The sequence below is a fragment of the Paenibacillus sp. OAS669 genome (assembly GCF_014873645.1).
In the GTDB taxonomy this organism is placed as follows: Bacteria; Bacillota; Bacilli; order Paenibacillales; family NBRC-103111; genus Paenibacillus_S; species Paenibacillus_S vulneris.
Window position 1 is genome coordinate 292,349 of sequence record NZ_JADBDR010000007.1, and the last position, 26,944, is coordinate 319,292.

Annotated in this window: 25 protein-coding genes; 8 read left to right on the forward strand and 17 right to left on the reverse strand. The window is 47.0% G+C overall.

From position 1 onward, the window contains the following. Nucleotides 1-50: 50 nt before the first annotated feature. The gene (locus GGC63_RS17765; RefSeq protein WP_192703499.1) at nt 51-674 is read right to left on the reverse strand and encodes a polysaccharide deacetylase family protein; all 624 of its coding nucleotides are present in this window, start codon (nt 672-674) and stop codon (nt 51-53) included. After that, nucleotides 665-1,645: a glycosyltransferase gene (locus GGC63_RS17770; RefSeq protein WP_192703413.1), complete on the reverse strand. Its 981-nt coding sequence runs from the start codon at nt 1,643-1,645 to the stop codon at nt 665-667. The genes GGC63_RS17765 and GGC63_RS17770 overlap by 10 nt, the downstream gene beginning before the upstream one ends. 89 nt (nt 1,646-1,734) lie before the next feature. Here GGC63_RS17770 and pdaB point away from each other — a divergent pair, with 89 nt between their 5' ends. After that, the gene (pdaB, locus tag GGC63_RS17775) at nt 1,735-2,376 is read left to right on the forward strand and encodes a polysaccharide deacetylase family sporulation protein PdaB (protein ID WP_192703414.1); all 642 of its coding nucleotides are present in this window, start codon (nt 1,735-1,737) and stop codon (nt 2,374-2,376) included. Here the strand turns inward: pdaB and GGC63_RS17780 are convergent. The 5 genes from GGC63_RS17780 to GGC63_RS17800 all read right to left on the reverse strand — a co-directional run bounded on the left by GGC63_RS17780 (nt 2,359) and on the right by GGC63_RS17800 (nt 6,746). Continuing rightward, the gene (locus GGC63_RS17780) at nt 2,359-3,012 is read right to left on the reverse strand and encodes a polysaccharide deacetylase family protein (RefSeq protein WP_192703415.1); all 654 of its coding nucleotides are present in this window, start codon (nt 3,010-3,012) and stop codon (nt 2,359-2,361) included. The two genes, pdaB and GGC63_RS17780, sit on opposite strands and share 18 nt — an antisense overlap. A 26-nt stretch (nt 3,013-3,038) precedes the next feature. Further along, complete coding sequence (locus tag GGC63_RS17785) at nt 3,039-4,019, reverse strand: glycosyltransferase (protein ID WP_192703416.1); 981 nt, start codon at nt 4,017-4,019, stop codon at nt 3,039-3,041. 188 nt (nt 4,020-4,207) lie between these two features. Next, the gene (locus GGC63_RS17790) at nt 4,208-4,936 is read right to left on the reverse strand and encodes a glycoside hydrolase family 75 protein (RefSeq protein WP_192703417.1); all 729 of its coding nucleotides are present in this window, start codon (nt 4,934-4,936) and stop codon (nt 4,208-4,210) included. 159 nt (nt 4,937-5,095) lie between these two features. After that, a complete protein-coding gene (locus GGC63_RS17795; protein ID WP_192703418.1) occupies nt 5,096-6,070 on the reverse strand; it encodes a diaminopimelate dehydrogenase in 975 nt (324 codons plus the stop codon). A 130-nt stretch (nt 6,071-6,200) separates the two neighbouring features. Then, nucleotides 6,201-6,746 carry a 50S ribosomal protein L25 gene (locus GGC63_RS17800; protein ID WP_192703419.1) on the reverse strand — a complete coding sequence of 182 codons (546 nt, stop codon included), beginning with the start codon at nt 6,744-6,746 and terminating at the stop codon, nt 6,201-6,203. A gap of 376 nt (nt 6,747-7,122) precedes the next feature. On the opposite strand from GGC63_RS17800, the gene GGC63_RS17805 reads away from it, so the two are divergent. Further along, the gene (locus GGC63_RS17805) at nt 7,123-7,386 is read left to right on the forward strand and encodes an AbrB/MazE/SpoVT family DNA-binding domain-containing protein (RefSeq protein ID WP_192703420.1); all 264 of its coding nucleotides are present in this window, start codon (nt 7,123-7,125) and stop codon (nt 7,384-7,386) included. Beyond that, nucleotides 7,386-7,787 carry a type II toxin-antitoxin system death-on-curing family toxin gene (locus GGC63_RS17810; protein ID WP_192703421.1) on the forward strand — a complete coding sequence of 134 codons (402 nt, stop codon included), beginning with the start codon at nt 7,386-7,388 and terminating at the stop codon, nt 7,785-7,787. The genes GGC63_RS17805 and GGC63_RS17810 overlap by 1 nt, the downstream gene beginning before the upstream one ends. 53 nt (nt 7,788-7,840) lie before the next feature. On the opposite strand, the gene GGC63_RS17815 is transcribed toward GGC63_RS17810, so the two are convergent. After that, nucleotides 7,841-9,052 carry an MFS transporter gene (locus GGC63_RS17815; RefSeq protein WP_192703422.1) on the reverse strand — a complete coding sequence of 404 codons (1,212 nt, stop codon included), beginning with the start codon at nt 9,050-9,052 and terminating at the stop codon, nt 7,841-7,843. A gap of 147 nt (nt 9,053-9,199) precedes the next feature. Further along, nucleotides 9,200-9,502: an ArsR/SmtB family transcription factor gene (locus GGC63_RS17820; RefSeq protein ID WP_192703423.1), complete on the reverse strand. Its 303-nt coding sequence runs from the start codon at nt 9,500-9,502 to the stop codon at nt 9,200-9,202. A 198-nt stretch (nt 9,503-9,700) separates the two neighbouring features. Here GGC63_RS17820 and GGC63_RS17825 point away from each other — a divergent pair, with 198 nt between their 5' ends. After that, a complete protein-coding gene (locus tag GGC63_RS17825) occupies nt 9,701-9,877 on the forward strand; it encodes a hypothetical protein (RefSeq protein WP_192703424.1) in 177 nt (58 codons plus the stop codon). A 143-nt stretch (nt 9,878-10,020) separates the two neighbouring features. Here GGC63_RS17825 and GGC63_RS17830 read toward each other — a convergent pair whose 3' ends face one another. Then, a complete protein-coding gene (locus tag GGC63_RS17830; protein ID WP_192703425.1) occupies nt 10,021-11,193 on the reverse strand; it encodes an acyl-CoA dehydrogenase family protein in 1,173 nt (390 codons plus the stop codon). Nucleotides 11,194-11,463: 270 nt separating this feature from the next. Here GGC63_RS17830 and GGC63_RS17835 point away from each other — a divergent pair, with 270 nt between their 5' ends. From GGC63_RS17835 to GGC63_RS17850, 4 genes are all read left to right on the forward strand, one after another. Continuing rightward, nucleotides 11,464-12,342 (forward strand): transporter substrate-binding domain-containing protein, encoded by an 879-nt coding sequence (locus GGC63_RS17835; protein WP_192703426.1) that lies wholly within the window; start codon nt 11,464-11,466, stop codon nt 12,340-12,342. A 111-nt stretch (nt 12,343-12,453) separates the two neighbouring features. Then, the gene (locus GGC63_RS17840; RefSeq protein ID WP_192703427.1) at nt 12,454-13,161 is read left to right on the forward strand and encodes an amino acid ABC transporter permease; all 708 of its coding nucleotides are present in this window, start codon (nt 12,454-12,456) and stop codon (nt 13,159-13,161) included. Between the two features lie 13 nt (nt 13,162-13,174). Beyond that, a complete protein-coding gene (locus GGC63_RS17845; RefSeq protein WP_192703428.1) occupies nt 13,175-13,888 on the forward strand; it encodes an amino acid ABC transporter permease in 714 nt (237 codons plus the stop codon). A gap of 24 nt (nt 13,889-13,912) precedes the next feature. Further along, a complete protein-coding gene (locus tag GGC63_RS17850; protein WP_192703429.1) occupies nt 13,913-14,668 on the forward strand; it encodes an amino acid ABC transporter ATP-binding protein in 756 nt (251 codons plus the stop codon). Between the two features lie 147 nt (nt 14,669-14,815). Here the strand turns inward: GGC63_RS17850 and GGC63_RS17855 are convergent, their stop codons facing one another. The 7 genes from GGC63_RS17855 to GGC63_RS17885 form a co-directional block, all read right to left on the reverse strand. Continuing rightward, nucleotides 14,816-15,079 (reverse strand): HPr family phosphocarrier protein, encoded by a 264-nt coding sequence (locus GGC63_RS17855; RefSeq protein WP_079914677.1) that lies wholly within the window; start codon nt 15,077-15,079, stop codon nt 14,816-14,818. A gap of 6 nt (nt 15,080-15,085) precedes the next feature. Then, nucleotides 15,086-16,816, reverse strand: a complete 1,731-nt coding sequence (gene ptsP, locus GGC63_RS17860; RefSeq protein ID WP_192703430.1) for a phosphoenolpyruvate--protein phosphotransferase — start codon at nt 16,814-16,816, stop codon at nt 15,086-15,088. A gap of 2 nt (nt 16,817-16,818) precedes the next feature. Next, nucleotides 16,819-17,979, reverse strand: a complete 1,161-nt coding sequence (locus tag GGC63_RS17865) for a mannitol-1-phosphate 5-dehydrogenase (RefSeq protein ID WP_192703431.1) — start codon at nt 17,977-17,979, stop codon at nt 16,819-16,821. Then, nucleotides 17,976-18,413, reverse strand: a complete 438-nt coding sequence (locus GGC63_RS17870; RefSeq protein ID WP_079914675.1) for a PTS sugar transporter subunit IIA — start codon at nt 18,411-18,413, stop codon at nt 17,976-17,978. The genes GGC63_RS17865 and GGC63_RS17870 overlap by 4 nt, the downstream gene beginning before the upstream one ends. 22 nt (nt 18,414-18,435) lie before the next feature. Next, a complete protein-coding gene (locus GGC63_RS17875) occupies nt 18,436-20,484 on the reverse strand; it encodes a BglG family transcription antiterminator (RefSeq protein WP_192703432.1) in 2,049 nt (682 codons plus the stop codon). A gap of 67 nt (nt 20,485-20,551) precedes the next feature. Beyond that, on the reverse strand, nt 20,552-22,003 hold the full coding sequence (locus GGC63_RS17880; RefSeq protein ID WP_192703433.1) for a PTS mannitol transporter subunit IICB: 1,452 nt from the start codon (nt 22,001-22,003) through the stop codon (nt 20,552-20,554). A 369-nt stretch (nt 22,004-22,372) separates the two neighbouring features. Beyond that, entirely contained in the window at nt 22,373-26,623 is a 4,251-nt protein-coding gene (locus tag GGC63_RS17885) for an S-layer homology domain-containing protein (protein ID WP_192703434.1), read from the reverse strand. Between the last annotated feature and the right edge of the window lie 321 nt (nt 26,624-26,944).

A 26,944-nucleotide genomic window follows, 5' to 3' on the forward strand; every position in this document is an offset into this window, starting at 1 on the left:
TACTAGAACCATAATACCACAGAAAGGTAAAAAAACTTTCAAGTTCCTGATTACCGAAAACGAACGGTAAATGATTTTTTAGACAGTACCTGGAATCTAAAGCCTTGCCTTCTCAGCCCTTTGATTACAGCCGGCAAGCATTTGGGCGTATTGGGATTGAAATCATGGAATAGGACGATGATTTTACGTTTGTTTTTGCTGCCGCGCAGTACATTGCGAATCATAGCTTCCGTGGTGGGACGAGGGATTTCGGAGTCGCCGGACTCGACATTCCAATCAAAATATCGGTATCCTCTTCTCGTCATGACTTGGTTCACCTTGGTCATCTGGGCCCTATTCCCATACAACGGGTTCACTGCGTTTTGGGAGCCCCCTGGAAATCGAAATATTTTCGGTTTTACATGTACGTATCGCTGCAATAGGGACTCCAGCTTACGGAAATCCTTAAGAAATGCCGATATGGAGCTGTAAATGACCGGATAATTGTGAGAAAACGTATGATTGCCGATGGCATGGCCTTCTTGTACCATTCTTTTATACAAGCGAATTCCTTTGGGAGTACGGTTGCCAAGGACAAAAAAGGTCGCCTTAACCCCATGCTCCCTTAGCTGATCCAGAATGGCTCCTGTATAGCGGGCAGGACCATCGTCAAAAGTCAGATAAGCTACTTTAATAAGCCCGTCCTCCTAAGAATCGATAGCATACGTTTGGCCCGATTCGTGTAATTATGCCTATAAACCGTACGGTTCCCTTGCCTACGAATGCGTTCTCGAGCTGATGGATGCTCTAGATAATGATGTACCAGCCGCACCGTATCCTCAGGCGAGGTCGACACTGCAAAATCGCGTCCTGGTTTACCGACCCGTCTTACCCCCGGTGTGTCGATGGTAAGAAGGAACCCCCCTGAACCTAATATTTCATAGGTTCGCTGGGTTACCATATCCCTGTAATTTTGCAGACCCAGCATGATTTGCGATGAACTATAAACTTGATTTGCATTTTGGTAAGGCAGCTTCCCATGTATCCAGCCTCGTGGAATGGTTTTACCCAAGTAAGGCTTCATCTTCTCCCAATCTGCCCCGTAGAAATCTACCCGAATCCCTGCAGAAAGCAGCGGACGTATCAGAAGATTCAATGCCTTTCGCCGAAAATGCTTCGGATATCTGCTTAAGACTTGAGGATAGGCGTTCGCTACGACAGCAATTTTATGTCTATACTTTTTAAGCGGCTTTACCCTTCGATGAATACTAGGAGAGAAACCAAAATCGAGATGAGCTGCGCGGATACCAAGCTTCCGATAATGTGCGGCTGTCCGGGCGGAAATGGTAAATACAAAATCCGGTTTCATTCTTCGGATCAACGGAAGTGTAAATTCTGCTGTGAAATTGGGATCCTCCGTTGACCAATAGATCAATGGAATACCCGAAATGCTGGCGTATTGGCGCATCCACCGCTGCTTTTCCTTTGTTTGTTCAGGGCCCCAACCCACGGTCATAAGCAGCTGCGGCTTGTAGGAGGAAATCAATGAAGCTATTTTTTTCTTGGTCAAGGGACCTGAAATCTTTACGTTATGACCCAAATCACGCAATCCATCAGGGAGCCCCCTCGACCAGATGTGCCCACTTTCCAAAAAGAGAATTTTCATAGTCACTCCCCTTCGCAGGCCGCCACACAGTCAGGCTTTCCCGCTTTCGGAATATAATGCGAATGAATAACTTTTAGGAGGAGATCCGTTTGGGCGATAGTGATGCTATTTACCGTTTACCGACAAACAAGCGATATATTGCGCTCACATTTGATATCGGATGGGGGAACCAGGTATCAGGGACAGTACTGCGGGTGTTACAGCGAAAAAATGTAAAAAACGCAACTTTCTTTTTGTCGGCCACCTGGGCCGCCCAATATCCCCGATCAGCACGCAGAATTCGTTCCCAAGGCTATGAAATCGGCTCGCATGGGTATCTGCATCATGACTATACCAAACACAGCGAAAATTGGATTCGGAGCCAGGTAAAAAAGGCGGAACGGGTCATAAAAAACGTGACAGGGGTTCGGACCCGGTTGATTCGGACGCCTTACGGCAGTATCAATGGCAAGGTCGTTAAGCTGCTGGGAACGTTAAACTATCGAACGATCCATTGGAGTGTAGATTCCCTGGACTGGACCAATCCAGGGGTTGATGCCATTGTCAAGCGGGTGCTCTCTCAGACCAGGTCCGGGGACATCATTCTAATGCATGCAAGCGATTCTGCAACCCAAACGGCGAAGGCCCTTCCGATAATGATAGACCGATTAAGAGCTAAAGGATTCCGGTTCGTCACGGTTTCCGAGCTCATAAACGGGCGAACCGGTTCTGGTTCATCGCGCGTTAAATGATTTTTTTCGGTTTGCTTTAGGACGGATCCCGGATAGCAGTTCATTCACGGTTACCAATGTGTAACCCTTCTTTTTTATTCCATCCAGAATAATGGGTAAGGCTTTCAACGTCTGGGGCCATGGGTCACAGCCGTGGAGCAATACGATCGCACCCGGATGTATATTAGGCAGCACCCGCTGAACGATTTTTTTTACATTCTTGTATTTCCAATCTAACGAATCCGTGTCCCAATGAACAATCGTTTGCTTCATACTCAGCAGCTTCTTAATAACTCGCGAATCGAGGTCTCCGCTTGGCGTGCGAATCATATTGGTCTTGACTCCGGTTGCGTTAACAATAGCCCGCTTGGCAGCTTTCACTTCCCGCTCAATCCAGGCATTCGAATGAGAGGTGTAATCCTCATGACGATGTCCATGGGAAGCAATGTCAAAACCCATCTGCTGTATTCGCTTGGCAATACCAGGGTTGAGCTGTACCCACTCCCCAGTGACAAAAAATGTCGCTTTTTTTACGCCTCTTGCTTTCAATAAGGAAAGTAATTGGACAGGGACCCGATGACCGTAAGCCATATTGAAGGTTAAGGCGAGGATCCGTTTACGGGTCGGCACATTGTAGATAACGCGATTTATCTTCACGGGTGATCTTCTCTTTCTTTTCCTTGTTATTTTAGAATGCTTCGTTTCTTTAGCTCAAGTATCATCCGAATGGCACGATGCTTGTACGTATGCTTGGCGACAGCCTGCTTGCCGGCTTTTCTAATTTGCTCCCTTTTGTCAGGGTGTTTGAGATAATATCTGACAAGCCGTACCGTTTCTTCCGGAGAGCGTGAGACAACAAGGTGCTTTCCCGGCTTAAAGAGCCGTCGTATTTCCGGTGTATCGCTTGTAATCAAGAATCCTCCCGACCCGAGGATTTCATAAGTTCTTTGCGTTACTTGCTTTAATTGGTTCTGCGGACCAATAATAATTTTCGCAGAGTTGTAAACCTTATATGCCTCTTGATAAGGCAAATAACCGTGAATCCACTTCTCAGGAATCCGAATGCCTAGTACAGGCTTGACTTCATTCCACTGCCTTCCCCAGAAATCGACCCTGATTTTCCTTTTTACCAGCGGACGAATCAAAGTAGACAAGGACTTGATGCGAAAATGGCGAGGATATTTTTGTAATATTCGAGAATAGCCGTTGGCTACGATGGCGATATTGCTGCGAAACCCGGCATGCTCCCTGCCGTTCCTATGAACGTTCCGGTGGTGGCCGAAATCTGAATGAGCAGCGGGGATGCCCATTTTCTCGTACTTCTTTACCATGTCACGGCAGATGGTAAATACAAAATCCGGTTTGACCGCTTTTACGTATGGGAGAGTGAACGTATGGTGATGCGTAGGATCTTCTGTTGCCCAATAGACATGCGGAATGCCGGATCGGCCAACATAGTGCCGAATCCATTTGCGCTTAAGGGGGCTGTGTTCTTCCGTCCAACCCAAAGTAATGATCAAATGCGGCCGGAAATCCGCTATCAAGCGAGGAAGCTTTTTTCTCGTGAAAGGACCAGACACTTTCACCTGGTGCCCTGCATCCCGGAAGCCATTGGGAAGGCCATGAATCCACATGGGGTGGCTTTCTAAAAAAAGTACCCTCAAAGTCGGAACCCCCTGTTGTTATATTTCGCGGTCATTGCCTGCATCCAGGAAGCCTTGACCATAAAATAGATTATGCGTGCAGAATACAAAGGAAAGTTGTCCGTGCGCTGCAGGCGATGCCTAAATTCGGGCAACAAAAAAAGCCGGCTTTTCGAAGCCCGGCTGGCGATAGACGATGCTATGTTTAACTAGCATTGCTGTACCTTTTTTAAAAGCTGAATCCCGCCCCACTCTCTGAACAGCCTTTGTGTTTTTACTATAATCTCCCTTCGGGTAGGTATGTGCCCATTTCCCCTTCCGGACTTCGGAAAAACTAAATAGAATACATTCTCTTGATTTCCTGTTCCGCCCGTTCTTGGATTCGAGTTGATGCCCAGCACTCTAGCTAATGCAATGGAGCCTTCACCAATACCAACATCCGTATCCGCGTAAACAGCAAAAGCCAATCTTCCATTCTTTATGTTATAAACTACGGCCATATCGCCCAAAACTGCACCAAAGGTTCTCCTTTGGGGTAAAACGATAAAGGGGATTTTCTCCGAATTCACATAGGCGTTCGGATCGGTAAATCGCTTGTTAAAATCACTTAGGGCTGTTTGGGAAACATAAAAGCCGGGGGCGGGATCCGTACGTTTTTGTATGACCGGCCTTCCCGAAGGCTTGCCGTTGTGTGTAACAATCCCTACCCAATGGCCGGGTCTGCCGGCGTGGCTCAAATCGTCAAGCCCGGTATTTTGGGGATTGTAGGCGCGGGGGGATCCATCTGCGTCAATGTCCATGATGCTGCGGTAGAAAAATGCCGGAGGTTTATGCCCGGGAATCGTATAAATGAATACCTTCCTATTCAATCGGTTCAGCACGACGCCGATTCTACGCACCTTAACAGCTGCAGGCTTAATTTTTTTTATACGGATCATTCCTTCCGGTAAGAACCTTTATTGCCTATACTATTTTTATTTGGTGCGCATGGTTCCTATAAGCTCGCAGCCTGCATGAAAAAAGGGGCTTATAAATAGAAAAAACACCATTTCCATGGTGTTTTTTCTATTTATAAGGGTGAGGAAATACCGAGCGCTTTACAGCAATTCCCTTCTAAGCTGTTCGCCCGATTTGGGGGATAAGTAGCTGAAAGGAATATCGAATGCCGTTTTGGCCCCTGTAAAGCCTTCCTTCGCGAATCTGCTGATAGCTCTGGCATAGGCGACCAACACGCTTCCCGTAAATTCGGGATTGCTGGCAAGGTTGAGTCCAAATTCGATAATCTGCTTGCTGTTGTCACCGGTCTTCCCGCTTCTGAGAACAAGTCCGCCATGAGGCATGGCGGAGTGCTTTTCCTGCAGCTCATCTGCACTAATAAAGTTCACTCGAGTCTCATAATCGGCAAAATAATCCGGCATAGTGGTAATTTCATGTTCAATTCGGGACAAATCTTCTCCTGGCTCCACTACAACATAACACTCTCTCAAATGCTTGTCCCTTGCGGACAGCACCGGATCCTCCCCCCTTCTTACCTTATCCACCGCATCCATGCTGGGTATCGTATATTGAACCGCATTGTCGACGCCCCGAATTCGGCGAATCGCATCCGAATGCCCCTGACTCACGCCTTTTCCCCAAAACGTGTACTCATTTCCTTCCGGCAGCACCGCCTCAGCGAGCAGACGGTTTAATGAAAATAAGCCCGGATCCCAACCCGTTGAAATCACGCTTGCATGCCCGCCTCTTCTTGCCGATGCATCTACCGCATCGAAATATTCAGGAATTTTGGCGTGCCTGTCGAAGCTGTCCACCGTATGGAACATGGAAGCGAAGTACGGGCCTTGCTCCGGTAAATCCGTTGCAGAACCGCCGCATAATATCATGACATCGATCTTTCCTATGTATTGTTCAGCTTCAGAGATGTGCTTGATTAGCCCTGTCGAGGCCATGTCCCCGGGCTGACGTCTCGTGAAGATTGCTGCAAGCTCCATATCAGGGTTTTGCCGAATGGCCTTTTCAACCCCGCGGCCCAAATTGCCATAACCCACGATCCCGACTCTTATCATTGACATATAATTCCCTCCACGCTTTTATATCTATCCCTGTCATAACGGACAAGACCTTACGTTCAAACAAAAACATCGTGCCTGCAAGCAAATCGCAAGCACGACATGATCTCTTTTTTACATGATGTAACGAAAGCTAAGGCTTAACGACGGAAAGCAGGAACTCGTGGGCCTCGGAAATCACCGTCACCTCAGACGCAAACTCCACATCCTTGACGTACAACGTTTCTCCAATGCCCATCGTGCTAATATCCAATTCCACTACATCCGGCAAATGCTTAGGCAATGCCTCTACCTCGATAGCTGAGCATTGAATCTGCACGACGCCGCCTTCCTTTGTTCCGATCGGAGTTCCTTTGAACTTGACCGGAATCTTCGTGCGAATGCGCTCGCCCATCTGAACCTGCTGAAAATCGACATGCAATAAATCCCTCGTCACCGGGTCCCGCTGGAAGTCCTCCAGCAGTACGGTCAACGAGCCTTCTCCTTCAAAATGCAGCTCAATAAATCCTGACCCGCCATGCTTCAGCCATTTTTGAAACTGGGTCGCCGAAATATGAATCCGCTCATTCTCCGCATGTTTTCTGAAAATAACGCCCGGCAGACGTCCGGATCTGCGCAGTTCCCGAAGTCCGGATGAATTTAACGGTACGCGGGGTTCCGCTTGAAACCTTGTAGTCATGCTATGCTCGCTCCTTCTCATCAAATGATCTTTGCCTGCTGCCCACGGTCATCCAATATCCCCTTAACGGGGCTGCAAAGAGAAACATAGCATCACCACCTCCATGTCCTATCGAATCGATTCACAAGACATTTAATGTAAATTTCCCATAAATATGCACCAAGGCACCCTACTCCGAAAGAGTAGAATGCCTATGGGATACTTTTACCATATCATAGATATCCTGTTTTGTCGATCTGATCTAGATATGTAAAATTCATACTTCTATAATGATCGTAATTAGGTATTACCCGGTTATCCATTCATTTCAAAATACTAAGTAATAATGTATAATTGTTATAACAGTTGAATAATATGATAAGGAGTTGATTACAATATGAGCAAGGTGATAGAAATGGAACGCAAAGTCTCAAAGTTTGGAAACAGCTTGGGCTTAACGATGACAGACGCTCTTAAACAACTCGGATTGGATGCCGGTGATTCCGTCCGTATTGAAGTCCATGAAAATGATGGGGAAATCGTTATTAAAAAAATCAATAAGGTAAACCTGCCGACTGGAATCAGCACTGATTTTCTAAATACCCTTTCCAAAGTTATGGAGGAGTATGACGAAACATTAAAAGGACTGAAAGATAGATAATGGACAAAACCCGGTTTATTACCGTCCAAGAGGTTATAGCCATTAACGTTGCTATGACACAAAAATATAGTCCCGGAGAACATATTGGCGTAAAAAACAACAGTCTATTGGAATCCGCTGTGTTACGTCCGCAATCATCAGCTTTTGGCAAAGATGCCTACGAAACCCTTTATGAGAAAGCGGCTGCGCTGTTTGAATCCCTCGGTCAAAACCATCCCTTTCAAAACGCAAACAATCGAACGGCTTTTACTGCCCTGGTCATCTTCTTGCGATATAATGGCAGTCATTTCATAATGGGCAGCAAAGACGCGGAGAATTTTACTGTAGATATGGTAAATCATCAGTTTGGTTTTCAAGAGCTCACTGAGATTATTCAAAGGAGCTGCAGGATGCTAGAATAAACCAAGAGACACCAGCCCTGGAAGGCCGATGTCTCTTTTTTATAATAATCTGTTCATTCTTGAACAGGCTGTTCCTGCACACCCTGGTATGTTTGCCTGGCTCCCTTGCCTTCTTTCATCATGCTGTTCAAGCTTAGGGCCGCAAGGATTGCGATAGCTACACCAATGGCTCCAAACCATGTGATCGAGGATAAGGATACCTGCTCAACGGCAATGGCTCCTATCCCTGCACCTGCCGCCATCGCGAGCTGCAGCATAGATTGATTGAGACCCAGCATAATCCCGGAGTATTCCGGCTTAATCCGAACCAGATTATATTGCTGCGTAGGACCGGTAGACCATGCCGAGAAAGACCATAAGATCAACAGTGCGGCAACGACGAACATATTAGCTGATACGGCAATCGCCAAGGAAAGCAAAATGAGAGCCGCGAAGTGCACAGTCATTCCGCCGAGTAATGTGGAGGATACCCCCCATTTATCTGTGCTGTAGCCCCCTGTTTTGGAGCCTATTAAGCTTGCAATACCGAATGCCAACAATACTCCGCTTAGCATCCCCTCATTCACCCCTGCAACGTTAAGAAGATAGGGAGAAATGTACGTATAAGCTATTGAATATCCCCCTAACCAAAAGAGGGTAATAGACAAGCCAACTGCAACCTTTTTGTTTTTCAACAACGCTAACTGTTTCGTAAGAGGTACGGGGGCGTCCCCTTTAATTCGAGGAATGGTGTAGAAAAGAACAAAAACGGCCACAAGTCCCGCTAAAGCAATGAAACCGAATACCGATCGCCATCCGTATTCAGCAGCAGCCATTCGCCCAAGAGGAACGCCAATAATTAACGATGCCGTAAATCCCATAACGACCGTAGCGATTGAGCTTGCCTGCTTACCTGCAGGGGCAATTTTGGCTGCAATATCCAAGGCTGTAACCACCACCACTCCCGCTCCCAAAGCCATGATCACACGGGATATAATAAACAGTCCAAAGCCAGGCAAAGCAAAGGACATCACATTGGCTAAGATGAATATTCCCAATGCTCCTACCAGCAGGTTCTTTCTATCCAGCTTCGATGTCAGGGCCATTGTAACCGGTGTGCACAGCCCATATACCAAGGAAAAAATAGTTACAAGCTGTCCCGCCGCGGTAATCGAAATTGCCATCGAGTCCGAGATCTTATCCAGGACACCTGAGATCACATATTCGGACGTCCCCACTAAAAAGCTAACCAATGCTAAAAAATAAACCTTCCAAGTACTAGACAAAAAAATCACCCATCCTTTACTATATTTCACATCTATACATTATAAAATGTCGATGTGTTGATTTATATAAAAACATATCGTAATATGTCGATATGTTTTTCTTAAATAAAACTGAATTCTCAAGATGAGCATTCAGTTTAGCCTTGCTTATATTTCATTGTTCAGAAATGCGGCAATCTCACGCAGCTTTTCGTCGTCCCTTGTATAGTAGGTGTATTTGCCGATACGCTCTGTCTTGATTAGACCTGCCCGTTGAAGAATGGACAAATACTGGGACGCCGTTGATTGGGTCATATTTAATTTTTCAGTAACCTGACTGACGCATACCCCGGTCTTTCTCATATCAATCCCTTCATGGGGCTTAAAATGTTTTTCAGGTTCCTTTAACCACTGTAAGATTTGCAATCTCGACTCGTTGGACAACGCTTTGAAAATTTCGATGGGATCCATACATATAATCATATCGAGAATTATCGATTTGTCAAGTGACCTCTAGAATACTCACCTAAAAAAACATCATGATTTAAACCTATATAGTTTCTTAACTTTATTATTTGCCTTATTATGGTATTATTTGGTATAAACCAGCAAGAGTTATCGAAACAGGACTATATAAAGTCGTTGAGAAAATATGGGGGGATGCTCTGCATGAATAAGTATCAAAGACTTATTAATGATTTGAATAACGACCTTGAATCGAACAATGAGACCTTGACCATACACTTTTGGAGCACAGATGCTTTTCTTGAAAAAATGGACCCAGCACAGGCAGAAGATTGGAAAGAACAGTTTATTTTGAATATTATCCAGAAGGACAAAACCTAACGGTAATGTCCCGAAATGCAAAAAAACACCGACTGAATCGTCGATGCTATTCGCATTTATTGGGACTAACTACAGTTTAGCAAATCTAAAACCATCGGCGCATAATGGTGTGGATGTTCGGGCCTAAAGGCAGAAACCATGCTTTATATTCGGGCCGCGGCTTTTAACTTATCCTGCTCGATGGCCGATAAAGCGATCTTTTGTATGGTAGCGTCATCCATAGGCGGATTATGCAGGCCAGCCCTAACATCCCGATAATATCGCTGCAATGGATTGCTGCGGTGGATGCTTTTGATTCCAAGAATTCTCATCGCTTTGTCCACAACAGCAATCGCCGAATTGGTGACTGCATGCTTGGCAGCGCCGAGCTCGTTCGTCAGGAACGGTCTACGCGATAAATCATCGTAGGCTTCGGCAGCACTATATAAAAAATGCCTTACTTTCATCAGCTCAAGATCCATTTCGCCTATGAGTTGTTGAATATTGGCCAGCTGACTGATCGGCCCGCTTATACTATTAGGCGAATATTGATTGGCAAACCGGACCGCATAGTCTCTCGCAGCCTGCGCGACGCCCAGATAACAAGCCGGAATGTGAAGCAGCCAACCGTTCACGTCTTTTCCTCTGCCAAGAATATCCGGCTCGACAAGCAGATCCTCATGAATAGTGACTTGTTCCAGGACGAGATCATGGCTGCCGGTTCCCCGTAACGAAATGGTGTCCCATGTTTCATCAATTCTAAGTCCCTCTAAATCCTTATGCACCAGGAAATACCCTATCGTCTCCGTTTCCTCCATCCATGCCGAAACAAGAAAATAAGTTAACATAGGAGCAAGCGATGTAAACACCTTACGTCCCGAGATCACCCAATGATTCCCTTTTTTTATGGCCTTGGTCTCGGGGCGGCCGCCTCTTGTCGGGCTTCCTGTCTGCGCTTCGGAGGCAGCTCGGTTGATTAAGGCCCCCTTGGCAATTTCTTCAGCTATAAAATTCAGGTCTCGTTCCGACCATAATTTTTTCTCGAACAGCTCCCCGATCACGGACAGATGCCAGCCAATAGCTAGGGCAGTAGAGGCATCGAAGCTCGCGACCGTTTCCTGGAGCAGCACCATATCATATACGTTCAGCCCTTCCCCGCTATAAGCTTTTGGAAGTGTCGACCGGGTGTAGCCCAGTTCGATTAAATCTACTATATTTTCCGTAGGAAAGAGCCCCTCCTCATCGATTCGCGCGGCTTTATTTTTGAAATCAGCCTCCTTCTCGTATAGCTTGTTCAGCCATTCTTGTTGAATATCCCGCCGTATAAATAAATTCATCCTGATTCCCCCTCTATGCGATAAAAGTACCCTCTTGCCTAACGATCCAAAATATCATATAATTCCGATTGGATTTATTTAGTATTATGTTATTTCCAATGCCGGTTATTTGTCAAGAATGAAAGACACCTTTGATCCATTTTAATTCCTACTTTACTGATTGGTTTTCTTGTGTTAATATTTGGTTCATCAAAAAAAGGTTCACGTTGGTTTATCATTCTACCGGGTTTCTAACAAACTTTATAGATCATTTCAAAGGAGATTTGCGTGATGAGAAAAAAATGGTTATCCATGGCTGTCACTAGTTTAGCGTTGGTCACTCTACTGGCGGGATGCGGTTCAAACACAACGGCTTCGACAGATGCATCGAAGGGTTCGTCGGATGGTAAAGATTCCAAAGCCAGAGTCGTCAAAATCGCGTATGATCAAGCTTCCAAACCTATAAGCTACACGGACGACAAAGGAAATCCAACGGGATATGATGTCGAAGCTATGAAGCTAGTAAGCCAATTACTCCCTCAATACAAATTCGAATTCGTTGGAACATCCAGCGACGACTTATTATTAGGCGTTGAACAAGGTAAGTATCAAGTGGGTATTAAAAATGCCTTTTGGACAGAGGAGCGAACCAAAAAATTTATTTTCCCCAAAGAATTTCTGGGCTTAAGCAGCACCGGACTTGTATTGAAGAAAAAGAATGAAAACATTAAAAACCTGTCGGATTTCGCTTCAGCCGGATTTACGCTAGCGCCTATTGCCGCAAATAACGCGCAATATACCATTATTGACGAATACAACAAGACGAATCCTAATAATAAAGTAAAATTGCAAGCCGGCGATTCGTTCACAGTGGATGTAGTTCAATGGGTAAATGAAGGGCGCGTGGACGGAGGAGTCATGATTGAAGGTCCTTTCCAAAAGCAAGTCACCGAGCCGGACGGCCCCTATTATAAGTTCAAGGATCAGATTGTCTACAATGAGTTCGCCGTAATCAAAACCTGGCCGTTGTTCAATAAGAAGGAACAGGAATTCGCAGATGCTTACGATGAGGCTATTAAAAAGCTGAAAAATGACAAGAAGCTCAATGAATTGAGCACCAAATTTTATGGCCGGGATTTGTTCGAGGTATTAAATGCCGTTAAAAGGTAATGGCCTATTGCCTAGCCAGTTTCCCAAAGTCAAATAAAAGCTTGTCACTTGAGTGGCAAGTTTTTTCGATTAATGCTTTTACCTATTCATAAGCCAGAATGAAGGTGAACCATGAACCAGTATTTCGATGCAAAATATATCTTTGACTCCATTCCCGTGTTAATTCCGTTTTTAAAAGTAACCTTTATGGTTACCGGTTTCTCTGTATTGTTCGGCACCCTTCTGGGGTTCCTTCTAGCGGCGGCAAAAATAGGGAAGAATCGCTGGGCTAGTAAAATGGCTCATGGGTACACCACTATAATCCGATGCACGCCGTCCATTGTGCTTCTATTTCTAACGTATTACGGAATCCCGTTCCTATTCAATCAGTTTGGCATCGACTTGAACAGCATTGATAAATCAGTATTTGTGGTTATTACGTTCTCGCTTCAATTTGCGGCAGCGATGTCCGAGGTCATCCGAACCGCCTATGAATCTGTAGATAAAGGGCAGTATGAAGCTGCGGTAAGTGTAGGATTGAGCAGCACGCAGGCTTACAGGAGAATCATTTTTCCCCAGGCTTTTGTAGTGGCACTGCCCAATTTTGGCAACAGCCTGCTAGCGCTGATTAAGGAAGGCTCCTTGGCGTATACGATCGGATTGATCGATGTCATCGGGAAAGCAAGTTTAATTATTTCAAGCAATTACAACGCTCACGCGTTAGAAATTTATTTGGCCTTGTCCCTGATTTACTGGGTGATTTCCATTGCTATTGAGCAGCTCTTCTCGAAGCTGGAACGAGTATTCAGCAAAGGAAAACAAGCTCTAAAAACCGTATAAGGAGGTGGAGAACGTGTCGGAAGGGCTCGATTGGGAATTTTTGGTGAAAACCTTTTTCATAGCATTATCCGGTGCTCCTACTGCGCTAGCCATTACAGTGGTTGCGCTGCTGATTGCGGCTCCACTAGGCTTTATGGGGGCGTTAACCAGAATTAACAAAATCCCGGTTTTGCACCAGCTCGCTCACATCTATGTTTCTTTTGTAAGAGGAACACCTATCATCGTCCAAATTTTTATTATCTACAGCAGCGTGCCCTTATTGTTAACTAATCTTTTTGCCAAGCTTCATATTCAAGTTGACATTTACAAAGTGAATCCTATCTGGTACGCATTCATCGTATTTTCCTTGTACACGACCGCTACACTGATCGAGGTATTCCGTTCGGCCATCAACACGGTCAACAAAGGGCAGCTGGAAGCCGCTTTGTCTGTCGGATTAACTACCGTCCAAGCTTTTAGAAGGATTATCATTCCGCAAGCATTAGTCGTGGCATTACCCAACATTTGTACTGCGACAACCAATCTCATTAAAGCTACCTCTTTGGGCTATGCGATGTCCTTGCAAGAAATCACTTTAAAAGCTAAAGTGGCGGCCAACGTCGGCTACAACTACGTAGAGGCTTATATCGATATTTTTCTTATCTATTTGATTATTTGCAGTCTGGTGGAATACGGATTTAAGCGGTATGAGAAGTATTTGAGAACCTACAAGACGGCACATGCCTAAGAATGAGCAAGGGGGGCCATACACGTGTTAGAGATTCGGGATGTCTATAAATCATTTGGTAAACAGGAGATTTTAAAGGGAGTCAGCCTAAAAATAGATAAGGGCGACGTGGTCGTCATCCTTGGTCCCAGCGGTTCGGGTAAAACCACCTTACTCCGATGCATTAATTTTTTGGAAAGATCCGACCAGGGGCACGCCATTTTTGGAAATGTCGATGTGAACCTTCGAACAGCAACAAAAAAACAAATACACGCCATTCGGCAAAAGGTCGCTTTCGTATTCCAAAATTATAATTTGTTCAACAACAAAACAGCGTTAGAAAATGTGACCGAAGGACTGATTATCGGAAGAAAGGTACCTAAACAGGAGGCGGATGAAATCGGCAGGGCCATGCTCGATAAAGTAGGGCTTTCAGACAAATACAACGCGTATCCCAGCCAATTATCAGGAGGCCAGCAGCAAAGGGTTGGCATTGCGAGGGCTCTTGCATTAAATCCTGACATCATTTTATTTGATGAGCCTACTTCTGCGCTTGATCCGGAATTAGTCGGGGAAGTGTTAACCGTCATGAGAAACATTGCGAAGGAAGGAACAACGATGCTAGTGGTTACTCACGAAATGTCCTTTGCCAGGGATGTGGCTAACACAGTTATTTTTATGGATGGCGGAAGCATTGTGGAGCAAGGAACGCCGAAGGACATATTTACAAGTCCAAAAGAAGAACGTACCCAACAGTTCTTAAGGAGAGTTTTGCCGGCGGATTACTCTTATGACATTTAAGTGAGCTACAGATTCGGATAGGTTGATAGTTTCCATCGAGCAGGAAAAGTACCCTATAGGCAGACTACTTTATGTGTCTGCTCTATAGGGTTCAGTTCGTCGTGTGGACAAGGTTCCACTATTCCAAACCCGTTAAGCGTAAGCGTGCTACTCTTCAAATATCTTCGTAAGCAGCCCGCCCAATTGGGTTAATGCTTGCTCCTCTTGCTCGCCGTCTATTTCCAGCGTTACTTCATCATTTTGCTGAATGCCCAGGGTCAGCATACTAAGAGAACTTTTCCCGTTCACCTTCTTATCCCCTTTAATCACGCTGATCTTGCAAGGGAACGCGCTGGCGGCCTGAACAAATTCTTTTGTAGGCCGTGCATGGAAACCGGATGGATTCAGTACTTTAAAAGTTTGAGTTTTCATATCTGACTACTCCTTGGTCTTTTGATGTACGAATTGAACAATGCTCTCATGACTGCTCATCGCCATTATTTGCTCCGTATAATCAGCCCACTCTCTGCGGTTTAACCGCTTGATGAGAGCTCTCGTCGACAAAATGGAGCCTGCACTCATGCTGAACTCATGGAGCCCCATTCCGAGCAGGATCGGAACCGCCGTTTCATCCCCGGCCATTTCTCCGCACATGCCAACCCATTTGCCCTCTTTCGCCGCGGCTTGAATCACCATGCGGATTAATCGCAGCACAGAAGGGTGGCACGGCTGATATAAATACGCCACGTTCTCGTTCATGCGGTCGGCAGCCATCGTATATTGAATCAAATCGTTGGTGCCGATGCTGAAAAAGTCGACCTCTTTGGCTAATTGATCGGCAGCCAGCGCCGCGGCAGGAATCTCTATCATAATTCCGATCTCGATGTTATCGGATACGGCTGTTCCTTCGCCAATCAGCTTCTCCTTCTCCTCCTGCAGCAGACGCTTCGCTTCCAGAAGCTCTTCTCTTACCGCAATCATAGGAAACATGATTTTTAAATTGCCGTAGCTGCTCGCGCGAAGTAAAGCTCTAAGCTGGGTGCGGAACAAATCCTGCCGGCTGAGGCATAAACGCACCGCGCGCAAACCGAGGAACGGATTGCTTTCCGTCGGAAGCTTCATATACGGCAATTCTTTGTCGCCGCCGATATCCAGCGTACGAATGACAACAGGCTTGTTCTTCATTCGTTCCAGCACATGTTTATATACCTGGAACTGCTCATCTTCGCTGGGAAGAGCACTACGGCCCATATATAAAAATTCCGTCCGCAGCAAGCCGATGCCTTCCGCTCCGTTCTCAAGCACCTTCTGCAAATCTTCCACGCTGCCGATATTGGCCGCCAGTTCTACATGGTGGCCATCCTTCGAAACAGTCGGCTGATCCAGCAGCTTGCGCAGCTCGCGTCTACGCTCGTCATACGCCGCTTTGCTCGCTTGGTACGCCGCTAGCTCCTCATCGGTCGGATTGACGATCACGGTTCCGCCCACAGCGTCCATAATGATCGGTGTTCCCGTATCGATGAGTGCCGCTGCCTCGCCTGCCCCCACGATGGCAGGTACCTCAAGGGAACGCGCCATAATCGCCGAATGCGAGGTGCGGCTGCCGATTTCGGTTACAAACCCGAGCACATAATCAAGATTTAACTGCGCCGTATCCGAAGGGGTCAAATCCTCCGCAACAAGAACACACGGCTCATGGATGGCCGATACCGATGCATGAGGGATACCCCTCAAATGGCTCATGATACGGCCTGATACGTCGCGCACGTCTGCCGCCCGTTCCCGCAGCAATTCATTATCCATTGCGCTCAGCGCCTCGATGAAGACAGTGGAAACCTCGTGGAGCGCATATTGGGCGTTATCACCCTCGTTTTCGATTTTCTCAATGATGGCATCGATCAAATCGGGATCCTCTAACAGCATAAGATGCGCTTCAAAAATTTCCGCCTTAGCCGCACCCATTCGAGCTTCCGTCATACTGCGAATCTGCTCAAGCTCCTGCTTTGCGCGCTCTACCGCCTCACGAAAGAGCGTTAGCTCGCGTTGTACGTCGGCTGCCTTGTCAGCCCCAGGAACATACTGCTCCTGACGCAGGCGAAAAGCTTTGCCGATAGCAATACCCGGTGAGGCAGCGATACCGGACAGACGATTGGTTGCTATTTCAGTCATGCTCATACCTCCTTAACACCCGCTTTTAACTGTTCATAATGAATAATAATGGCTTTATGCAGCGGGTGCTCTTTGTCGATCGAAGTATAGCCCGTAATGGTTTGATCCAAGCCATGCTCGGATAAGGACTTCTGAATTTCCGCAGCTTCCGGGTCGGACGCAATGTCAAACAGAAGCGCGGCAGCAATGCCCATTGTTAGGTACCGTGTGGACAGACCAAGCTCGAAAGCCTGCAAGGCCGGACGAACAAAACGGTCGTTACGGGATATTTTGCGAATCGGCGATCTGCCGATACGTTCGATGTGATCCGTCAAATAAGGGTTAGAGAAACGGCCTAATATTTTCTCAATATACTGCTCATGCTCACCACGATCAAATCCATATTTACGGGTAAGCAGCGCTCCTGTTTCTTCCATGATGTTCCTTACATTCTTCGCAATTTCGGAATCTGCCATCGCTTCTTGAATGGTACCGTAGCCTTGCAAATATCCGAGGTAAGCCGCGAAGCCGTGCCCTGTGTTAACTGTAAACAGCTTACGCTCAATATAAGGCTCTAGCTCGGAAACGTAATGTACGCCCTCGATTCGATGAAAGCCCGGAAGCATTTTCGATTCATCCACGACCCATTCATAAAATGGCTCCACCCTCACTTCGAGAGGGTCCTCATTCTGCTGAATAGGAACGATGCGGTCAACCGCCGAATCCGGAAAAGCAGCGAATTTCCCTACGATCTCTTGAAGCTCCGGGCTTAAATGGCTGTATACATGCTCCTTCAGCTGAGTGCTTCCTCCAATCGCATTTTCACAGGCGATAATGTGGAGCGGGGCGGCACCGCGTTCTGCACGTTTAGCAAGCCCCATTGCTATTCCTTCAGCAATATGTTTAAGAATGTTAACCCCAACCGCCGTCGTCACAAGATCGGCCTGTGCGACGGCTTCCGCAACGTTCTCCAGATTCTTGCCATTTATCGCTGTCACGTTCGATACATAGAACGAATCTTGTGCGGCATTCGCCAAACGAACGGTATATGCTTTTCTTTCCTTCAGCAATTCCACCAAGCTGTCGTTCACATCGGAGAAGCAAACTTCATAACCCGCTTGGGACAATACTAGCCCGATGAAGCCCCTGCCAATGTTCCCGGCGCCAAAGTGCAGAGCTCTCATGATTCCATCCCGCTTTCGAATATACCGATAATTTCCTCAGCTGTGGACGCTTTTTGAATACTCTCCATATTTTCCTCTTCAGAACAAACCATCGCTACATTGGTCAAAATGTCCAAATGCTCACCGCCGGCGGCAGCAATACCGATAACGAGCGTTGCCTTTTCTCCGTCTCCGAAATCGACACCCTGCGGAATTTGTACAATCGACAAGCCTGTGGAATGAATCAACGATTTGGAATCCTGCGTACCGTGCGGAATGGCCAGCCCATTGCCCATATAAGTGGACAGCGTGGCCTCGCGCTCAAGCATTTTTTCGATATAACCTGCCGAGGCGTGACCGGCATCGACCAGCAGCTGGCCGGCCATGCGAATCGCTTCGAATTTGTCTTTAGGTTGTGCGTTTAGTTTCACTTTGTTTGCAGACAGTATGCTCATAGTAGATCTCTCCATTATCCGTTTATTTTTTATTTTCCACAAAAACAGCCAGCTCTCTCGATAGAAATTGTTTGATTTCCGCTGTTTCGCCCGTTTTGAGCAGCTCGATCATTTCCGGATTGATCAGGTAGGAGCTTATTTCACTAAGCACCTCCAAGCTTTCCTTGGAAAGCTCTTTCGGACCCAGCATCAGAAGCAGCTGCCTGACACCCGCGGGGGCAGGCTCTAGAAGCTTCAAATCTTCCCTCAGCCGAAACAATGTAAAAGAAGGTGCCTTGACCTTATCGCTTCGTATATGAAACAACGCAATGCCCAGATCAGGGATGATCTGGCTGCTCTGTCGTTCCCTTTGCAGCAGCAGCTCGACAACCGGCTCCACTTCCTCAATCGTGCCGGACTCCTTGACATATTCACACATGGCTGCAAGCATTTCGGATAAGACCTTGAACTTCTGCTCCAGATAATAAACCTTGAATTGGTCGATAATCTTCCTGATTTCATCCGTGTATCGTTCAAGCCGTTGAAGCCTATGCGAAGCTACCTGATCTTCTTCTATCCTTTCGCGTGGAGTCTCTTTTTCTCTCTCCTGTTGAAGCGTTACATTATGAATAAACAAACGCAGCCTCTCTGCTTCATCCTTCGTTAGCAGCGGGCTTACCTTGATATATTGGTCGTCTTGCAGCGGCAGATCCACGGTGGAAATGATCAGATCGTACTCGCTTTCCGGTATGCGGGCCGCTTCAAACCACGAGGCCTGACCGGCGATAACGACTTGAGGAAGCACATTGGAAAGGCGAACCGCCAGCATGTTGGACGTTCCGATCCCGCTCGTGCAGACCAGGATCGCTCTGACGTTGCGGCGAAATTGCTTCTGCTTTTCAATGGAAGCTCCAAAATGCATAACCAGAAATCCGATTTCCTCATCCGGAGCGTAGAGCTCCGGCATGGTCTCATCCATCGCCTGACGAACCGCCGCGAACAGCTCTTCATAATCTCTCTTGATTTGCCCGAGCAAAGGATTGCGTATACTCCCCTTCGAACGGAGACGGGTAATCGCAGACTCCAGATGATGAAGCAACCCATCTCGAAGCGATCGGTCCTCGCTGAACCGGATGCCCATGCGCTCTTCCATATTGCGGATCAGCCGCCATACAATTTCCATATAGCTCAGTTCTTCAGCCGGAAGCAGCTGATTGGGATGTACCGTCTCTTCAGGCTCAAGCAGCGTGGAGAGATGGGCTATCTCCGCTGTTATAAACTCCACAGGTATCGCTTCCGTTAGCTCCTGAATGATGCGGATAAGCAGCTCACTGCGGCGAATGGAGGCATGCTCGGCTTGCAGTGCTACCTGCTTTCCCTGTTTGATTCGGGCGATAGCGACCGATATCCCGAGCAGCAGATGCGTATATTCCTCTTCTCCAAGCTCACTTAGGCCGGATTCCTCGGCATGCCACAGAGCAGCCTCCACCTTGGCAAAGTAAGGCTTGCCGATAAGCTCAAGCAGCTTCCCTTCTGCAGACTGGGGCGGGGGAGGATGCTTCCCGAACATATCGGATTCATCCAGATATTGCCTTGCCAGCTGATTGATCAGCTTTCGCTTATTGGCCTCCGTTCCGGTTAACTCCACTCCATATCCCCTTCTGCGCACAAGAAGCAGGTTCGCCTTCCGGATCACATCCTCAAGCTCATTCAAGTCGTTCGTAACGGTCGGTGTAGAGACGTGCAGCTCGTGCGATAAGGTAAATAGCTTTACAGGCTCCTCTTCCGTAAGAAGCTTGCACAAAATAAAGAGTTTGCGCTCCTGTGCCGAGTTTTCGAGCATGGCTTCGCCCTGTAGTCTTCGTCTTAACGCATCAAGCTGCTCAGGCTTTCCCTGGAGCTGAATGCCTTTGCCGGTTTTTTTGAGCAGCGTCAGTCCGAATGCAGCCAGACTTGTCTCCAGCTCATAGAGCTCCCTGTGAATAGTTCTCGTGCTTACACCGATTTCCGAGGCGATTTCTCCAACGGTGATCTCCTCATGACGGCTGAGGAGTAAATCCACGATTTGACGATGCCGGTGATGCTGGCTCATGCCTATGCTCCTTATCAGTAGAATGGAGATAAACGCCGGCAACGAAGCCGACGTCTGAAATTGGGCATTATTTTAATCGCTCTACAAGCTCGTCGTACTCCGGGCTCTTCAAGAAATTATCGATCGAAATGTGTTCCGCTTGCGGAGCTTGTTTACGAGCTCGGTCTGTCAGCGACTTGTGCGTCACGATGATATCAGCGTCGCTTGGAATCTCGCTAATCGCTGTATTGATTACCGTGACATTCACACCGGCTTGGTTCAGCTTCTTTCTTAGCATAGAAGCCCCCATAGCGCTCGAACCCATGCCCGCATCGCAGGAGAACACGATCTTATGAACTTCCGAAGCTGGCTTCACTTGAACCGCATGTTCCGCCACAGCTGCAGCAGCGGGTACCGATGCGTTTGGAGCTTGCTTCATTTGCTGCACTTTTGCTTTAGCCTGTTCCAGATCCTCTTCATCCGCCGATTGCTTGCTTGTTTTCAAGAGCAGAGCAGCCACTACAAAAGAGACGATGGTTGCCGTAATAACCCCGGTAAAGATGGACAGCAAGCCGCCCTTTGGCGCCATGGCAATGTACGCAAAAATACTTCCGGGCGAAGGTGGAGCTACGAGACCTGCATGAAATAACGAGAAGGTGAATGTACCCGTCACGCCGCCGGCGATAACCGCCAAAATCAAACGCGGGTTCATTAGAATGTATGGGAAATAAATCTCATGAATACCGCCAAAGAAATGAATGATCACGGCACCCGGAGCGGAAAGCTTAGCTGAGCCGCGTCCGACAAGCCAGTATGCGAGCAAAATGCCGAGTCCTGGTCCTGGATTCGATTCCAGCATGAACAAGATCGATTTGCCCGTTGTAGCCGCTTGATCAACCGCAATAGGACTGAGTACGCCGTGATTGATGGCGTTGTTAAGGAACAGGATTTTGCCCGGCTCAATCAGTACATTCGCAAGAGGCAGCAGGCCGGCATTGATAAGCATTTGCACACCTGCGGCCAAAGTTTTGCTTACGACCTGAACCGCGGGACCTACAACCGCATAGGCAAGCACAGCCAATATGCCGCCGATAATCCCTGAGGAGAAGTTATTCACCAGCATTTCGAAGCCGGACTTAACCTTACCCTCGATGGATTTATCAAACTTTTTCAATACCCAAGCCGCGAACGGCCCGACGAGCATAGCTCCCATAAACATGGGAATGTCCGTACCGATGATAACACCCATCGTGGTCACCGCACCGATGACACCGCCCCGCGTACCGTGAACCATGTTCCCGCCCGTGTAACCGATCAGCAGTGGAAGCAGATAAGTAATCATAGGTCCGACCAGCTTAGCCAAATATTCATTTGGAAACCAGCCTGTCGGAATAAATATTGCGGTAATTAATCCCCAAGCGATGAAAGCTCCGATATTAGGCATAACCATACCGCTTAAAAAACGCCCAAAGCGTTGAACCTGTACGCGAACGTCAACTGAAGACTGTTGCTGGTCATTTGTCAATGCGCTCACTGTCATAACCTCCTACTTCGTTATGAGCTAATGGTATATGATGTACGCTTTCATGATCAATAAAATCAAAATCACCTTTCGTCATCATCAATGTTGACAAATTTTTAATTTATCGGTTTAAATGAGTAAAATGTTCAATGAAGATGCGGTACCGGAGCTTAGCATCACGACTTACTATTTCCTAAGAGATCAAGATTTATGATACATTTTCCAGACTGCCCGCCCATTATTGGCAAAAAAAAATCCCCGGGAGATTTTCCCGAGGAGCAACTCTTGTTTGACATCTAAATCCTTACCCCATCAGCACTACAGCGAATACGCTCTAAATCTAAAAAAAGGGCCATGCAAATTGCTTCGCACGGCCAAATGTACCAATTATTTTACTTCGTCTTCGATATTCTTCATCCAAGTTTCGCTTCCATCCTGGTTACGGATAGATTCATGCGATACCGTTGCTTCTTGTACATCTCCGAAGGCCCAGTGGCTTTCCGCCACATCCGGGAATTGAGGAGCCAATCCTTTCAACGGTCCACGGTAAAGCATCCGGTTGATCATCGTCACCGCTTCAGCCCGGCTAATTTTTTCCTTAGGCTTGAACGTTCCATCTTCATACCCAGAAATGAATTTGCCGCGATAGAGCGCCTCAATCTCGGCTCCTGCCCAATGGTCTTTCATATCGGAGAAGTGCTTATCGCCGGATGCGCTGACGTTCAGTTTCAGGAAGCGTGCCATAACGGAAGCAAGCTCCCCTCTTGTTACAGGCGCTTCAGGACGGAAGGTTCCGTCTTCGAATCCGCTGAAGTACCCGTGCATCGTAACAATCTTAATGTAATTCGCCGCCCAGTGTCCTTCGCGGATATCCGTGTAGGACAGCGGATTGCTTATTTGTTCATTCTCGGTTAGTCTCGCCACGATAGCGGCGAGCTCCGCACGGGTTAATGAGTTGTTCGGCTTAAACTGTCGGTCCGGATAACCCAGAATATACCGTTGATGCTTCACATTGCCGAAACGGTCGGAGAATACCTTCACCTTCACGGATGCATCGGCTTTAACTGAATTTGCGACATTCCCGTTCACTGTAAATTGAGCCGGGAATTCGAACTGTGCATCCGCTGCTGTCAGTTGATTCCACTTAACCTCAATCTTATAACTTCCAGCTTCTCCTGCAGCCAAATTCGTAACCTTCCACGTTACGGTTCTTCCGTTAACAGTTCCACCGTTCGCACTTACTAACTCGGCTCCTTCTGGAATGGTAACGGAGATTTCTCCCTCATTCAACGCAGCGGTTGATTGGTTCTTGTAATCCAGCGTGATGGTAGATGTATTACCTTCTTTTACAAGGCTGTTATCTATGGAAAGACTGAGCGTTACATCCGGATTCGGTACAACGGAACTTCCGCCGCTACTGCTGTTATGACGTGAAGAAGAAGTACGAATCGGCGTCAGTTTAAGATCGAAAAGCACGATATCGGTTCCGACCGAGATCGTCGGACTCGAAAATGGCATATAGCCGTCTTTCGTTACAACCAGATAGTAATCCGTATTCGGGAATACCATGAACGCATATTTACCGTTAATATCGCTAAATTGCGGATTCTTGTTATTGTTAGGAGCAAAATCTTCAATTATCGGCAACGCTACTTGAGCGCCCGGCACGATGCCTTTATTCTCCCTGTTATTTGTCGTATCGGCATAATATAACGTAACTTGCGCTCCCTCGATCACCGAGCCGTTTAGCGCATCCGTAATCGTACCATACGGGTCGATCAGTTCCTGCGAGATGCTCAGCTCGCCATCCGCGGTTATGCTGATCGTCAAATTTTTAGCAAGCGTAAGCTCTTTACCGGCCTCGAATTCATAACGGATTTCCATTTGATAATTTCCGACGGACAGGCCATCAGCAAGGAACACACCGTTGCTTTGCAATTCGAACGCTTTTGGCGCTCCATTCTCTGAAATATATTTACCGCTTGAATCTTTCAAATATACGTGTACCTTATCGGCAACAGAACTGCTCAATAGTGAAGTTTGGCCATTCGGTTGTTTGCTGAGTACAATGCCGGCAGCCGTCTTCACGGAAGCGACATTTTGTCCGTTTGTACCGTCCGCACCTACCTTCGCTTTCTGTGTGAAGGTTACCGGAGTGTCCTTACCGCCAATGCTGAGTGTTTGTGTGAAGGTAAGGGTGTATTCTGCATCGCCCTGTGGAACCGCAACGGAATATGCTCCGTTCTCATCAGTGACGATCGTTTGGTCAAAGCCGGCTCCCGTCACTCTGACGGTTGCATTCTTGATAGGCTCATTCGTACTTCCGTTCCGTAAAATCCCGTTTATCGTCGCAGGCATTAGGATAACTGTCGCTTTACCTGTCGCATATATACCTTTATTGGAATCGTTAACCGTTGCGGTAACCGTAACTTCCTCTTTAGCAGTACTGTTTGTTTGAGCTGGTTTGTAGTAGACAATGGCAATGCCTTGTTCATTCGTCACAGCTCGGTCCGAGCCGACGAAAGTTCCCTGCGGGACGCTGAAAATGACTTCCTGACCTGCAATCGGGTTTCCGTCACGATCTGTCAGTACCGCCGTCAGCTGTGCAGTCGATTGACCATCGCCGACCATTTGTACCGGATTGGCCGTTAATTTCAGGTTCGACATCAACTCCGGAGGCTTAGTTCCACTGATCAGACTTCCGTTGCTCACAACCGCTGTCCCTTCCGGAGCACCAGTTTGCGCCTTCGGTGTTACTCCGAAGAACAAATATTTGCCGTAATCCGAATTAGTGATTGTGTAGTTCAGACCGGTTGCTCCGGCTATCGCCACTTTGTCGCTGCCGTCGCTCTTGGTGCCGATATACCATTGATACACGGATCCTGTTACACTTTCCAAATCACCGTCTGCATCCGTATAAATATAACTTCCCTTTACCGTTTGTCCTGTCTCGACCACACCGGTAATGCTAACGTTGGTCGCGACAGGCGGCGCAGTATCACTTACCTGAATCCCGCTGCTCACAATCGTTGTACCTGCCGGTGCACCGGATTGCGCCTTCGGTGTTACTCCGAAGAACAAATATTTGCCATAATCCGTATTAGTAATTGAATAATTCAGACCGGTTGCTCCGGCTATCGCCACTTTGTCGCTGCCGTCGCTTTTAGTGCCTATGTACCATTGATAAACGGATCCCGTTACACTTTCCAAATCACCGTCAGCATCCGAGTAGGTGTAACTTCCCTTTACCGTTTGTCCTGTCTTGGCCGTTCCGACGATATCAACGTTTGAAGCAACAGGTGCAGTATTACCTACCATAGCTCCGCTGCTGACAACTGTTGCTCCTGCCGAAGTGCCAGTCTGTGCCTTCGGTGTTACTTCAAAGAATAAATATTTCCCGTAATCCGCATCAGTGATCGTATAGTTGAGACTATTTGCTCCAGCAATTAGTGCTTTATCGCTGCCATCGCTTTTGCTGCCAATATACCATTGATAGACTGATCCCGATACACTTTCCACATCTCCATCGGCATCAGAGTAGTTGTAGCTTCCACTTACCGTTTGTCCTGTTTTGACCGTTCCGATAATGGCAACGTTTGAAGCAACAGGCGGGTTATCTCCGACCAATCTTCCGCTGCTGACGACCGTTGCTCCTGTTGGAGTTCCCGTCTGCGCTTTCGGAGTAACTTCAAAGAACAGATATTTACCGTAATCCGTTTTGTCGATTGCATAGTTCAGACCGCTTGCTCCGGCAATCGGCTGTTTGTCGCTGCCATCACTTTTGCTGCCAATGTACCATTGATAGATCGATCCGGAGTCACTTTCCAAATCATTGTCATCATCCGAATAGATGTAGCTTCCGCTTATCGTCTCCCCTATCTTAACCGTTCCTGCGATATCAACGTTCGATGCGACAGGCGGACTCCCGACTATACCGAAGAAAATATCATCTAGCATATTTCCGGTAGTTGTCTGACCGTTAGAAGAATATACAGCTGTGAACGCGAAGCGGGTCATCGTCTGACCTTCGGGCACGGTATAGTAACCTTCATAGAGACCCCAAGCCGTTCCGTCATCCATCGTAAATGTATTCGAATACGGGGTGGTGAGCGTAGTTGTTACTCGGTTGCCTCCTGCATCCGTTTCTGTCTTCGTATAGCTAATATTAGGGCTGCTGATTGCTGGTGTGGTGAGTGTAGTCCCCGACTTGGTGAAAGTATCTGGAGATGCAAGCTGCAGCTTCATTCCATCTACTCCATTTTTCCCTCTGTGAGCTAGACGCCATACTAACACTTGACCAGGTTCTGTCGCGATATCCTGATACAAGGTAGATGCTTGATTGGCATTCAACTCTGCATGCTGGGTTCCTTCATAAGCTGGTATCTCCTTAAAATTCTTAGACCAAACTTCAATTTGATAGTCTGTTGCAGACGTCTTCCACTTAATGGATGTATCGGTATTAGCATTAATCATATTAAAATTTGAAGTGGGAAAATAGGGTTCTTCAAAACTGCCATTTGCAATCAGATTGACGTCTGAGCTCGCAGCGCTAGATGCGGGAGTAAAACAAAACGCCTGCACAGCAATCAAGGCCGACATCAGTAAAGATACTTTTTTCTTGTGAGTATTCCATTTCATAGCTTTGGTCTTCTCCTCCCCGGTAATCATTCGGACTTGCTACCGTAGAGCTCATCCATATCACTCTGTCAGCGAATAGGACTAGAGCGATGTCTTTAATTTTTTCCTGTTTGTCCTCAGCCTTCTGAAACTTTCCCGTAGTTGTATACCTTAAAAAGGGGCTGTCATGCTAATAGCAACTACGTTTATACTATTATATTTCACTCTGCCTCCTTCCTAGCAACCTATCCTATGGGACTAAAGTAGCATGCTTCCCATTTTTCGATAGAAAGTTTTGCCATTCGACATTGTAAATAGTACCATTAAAGCAAAATCTGGACA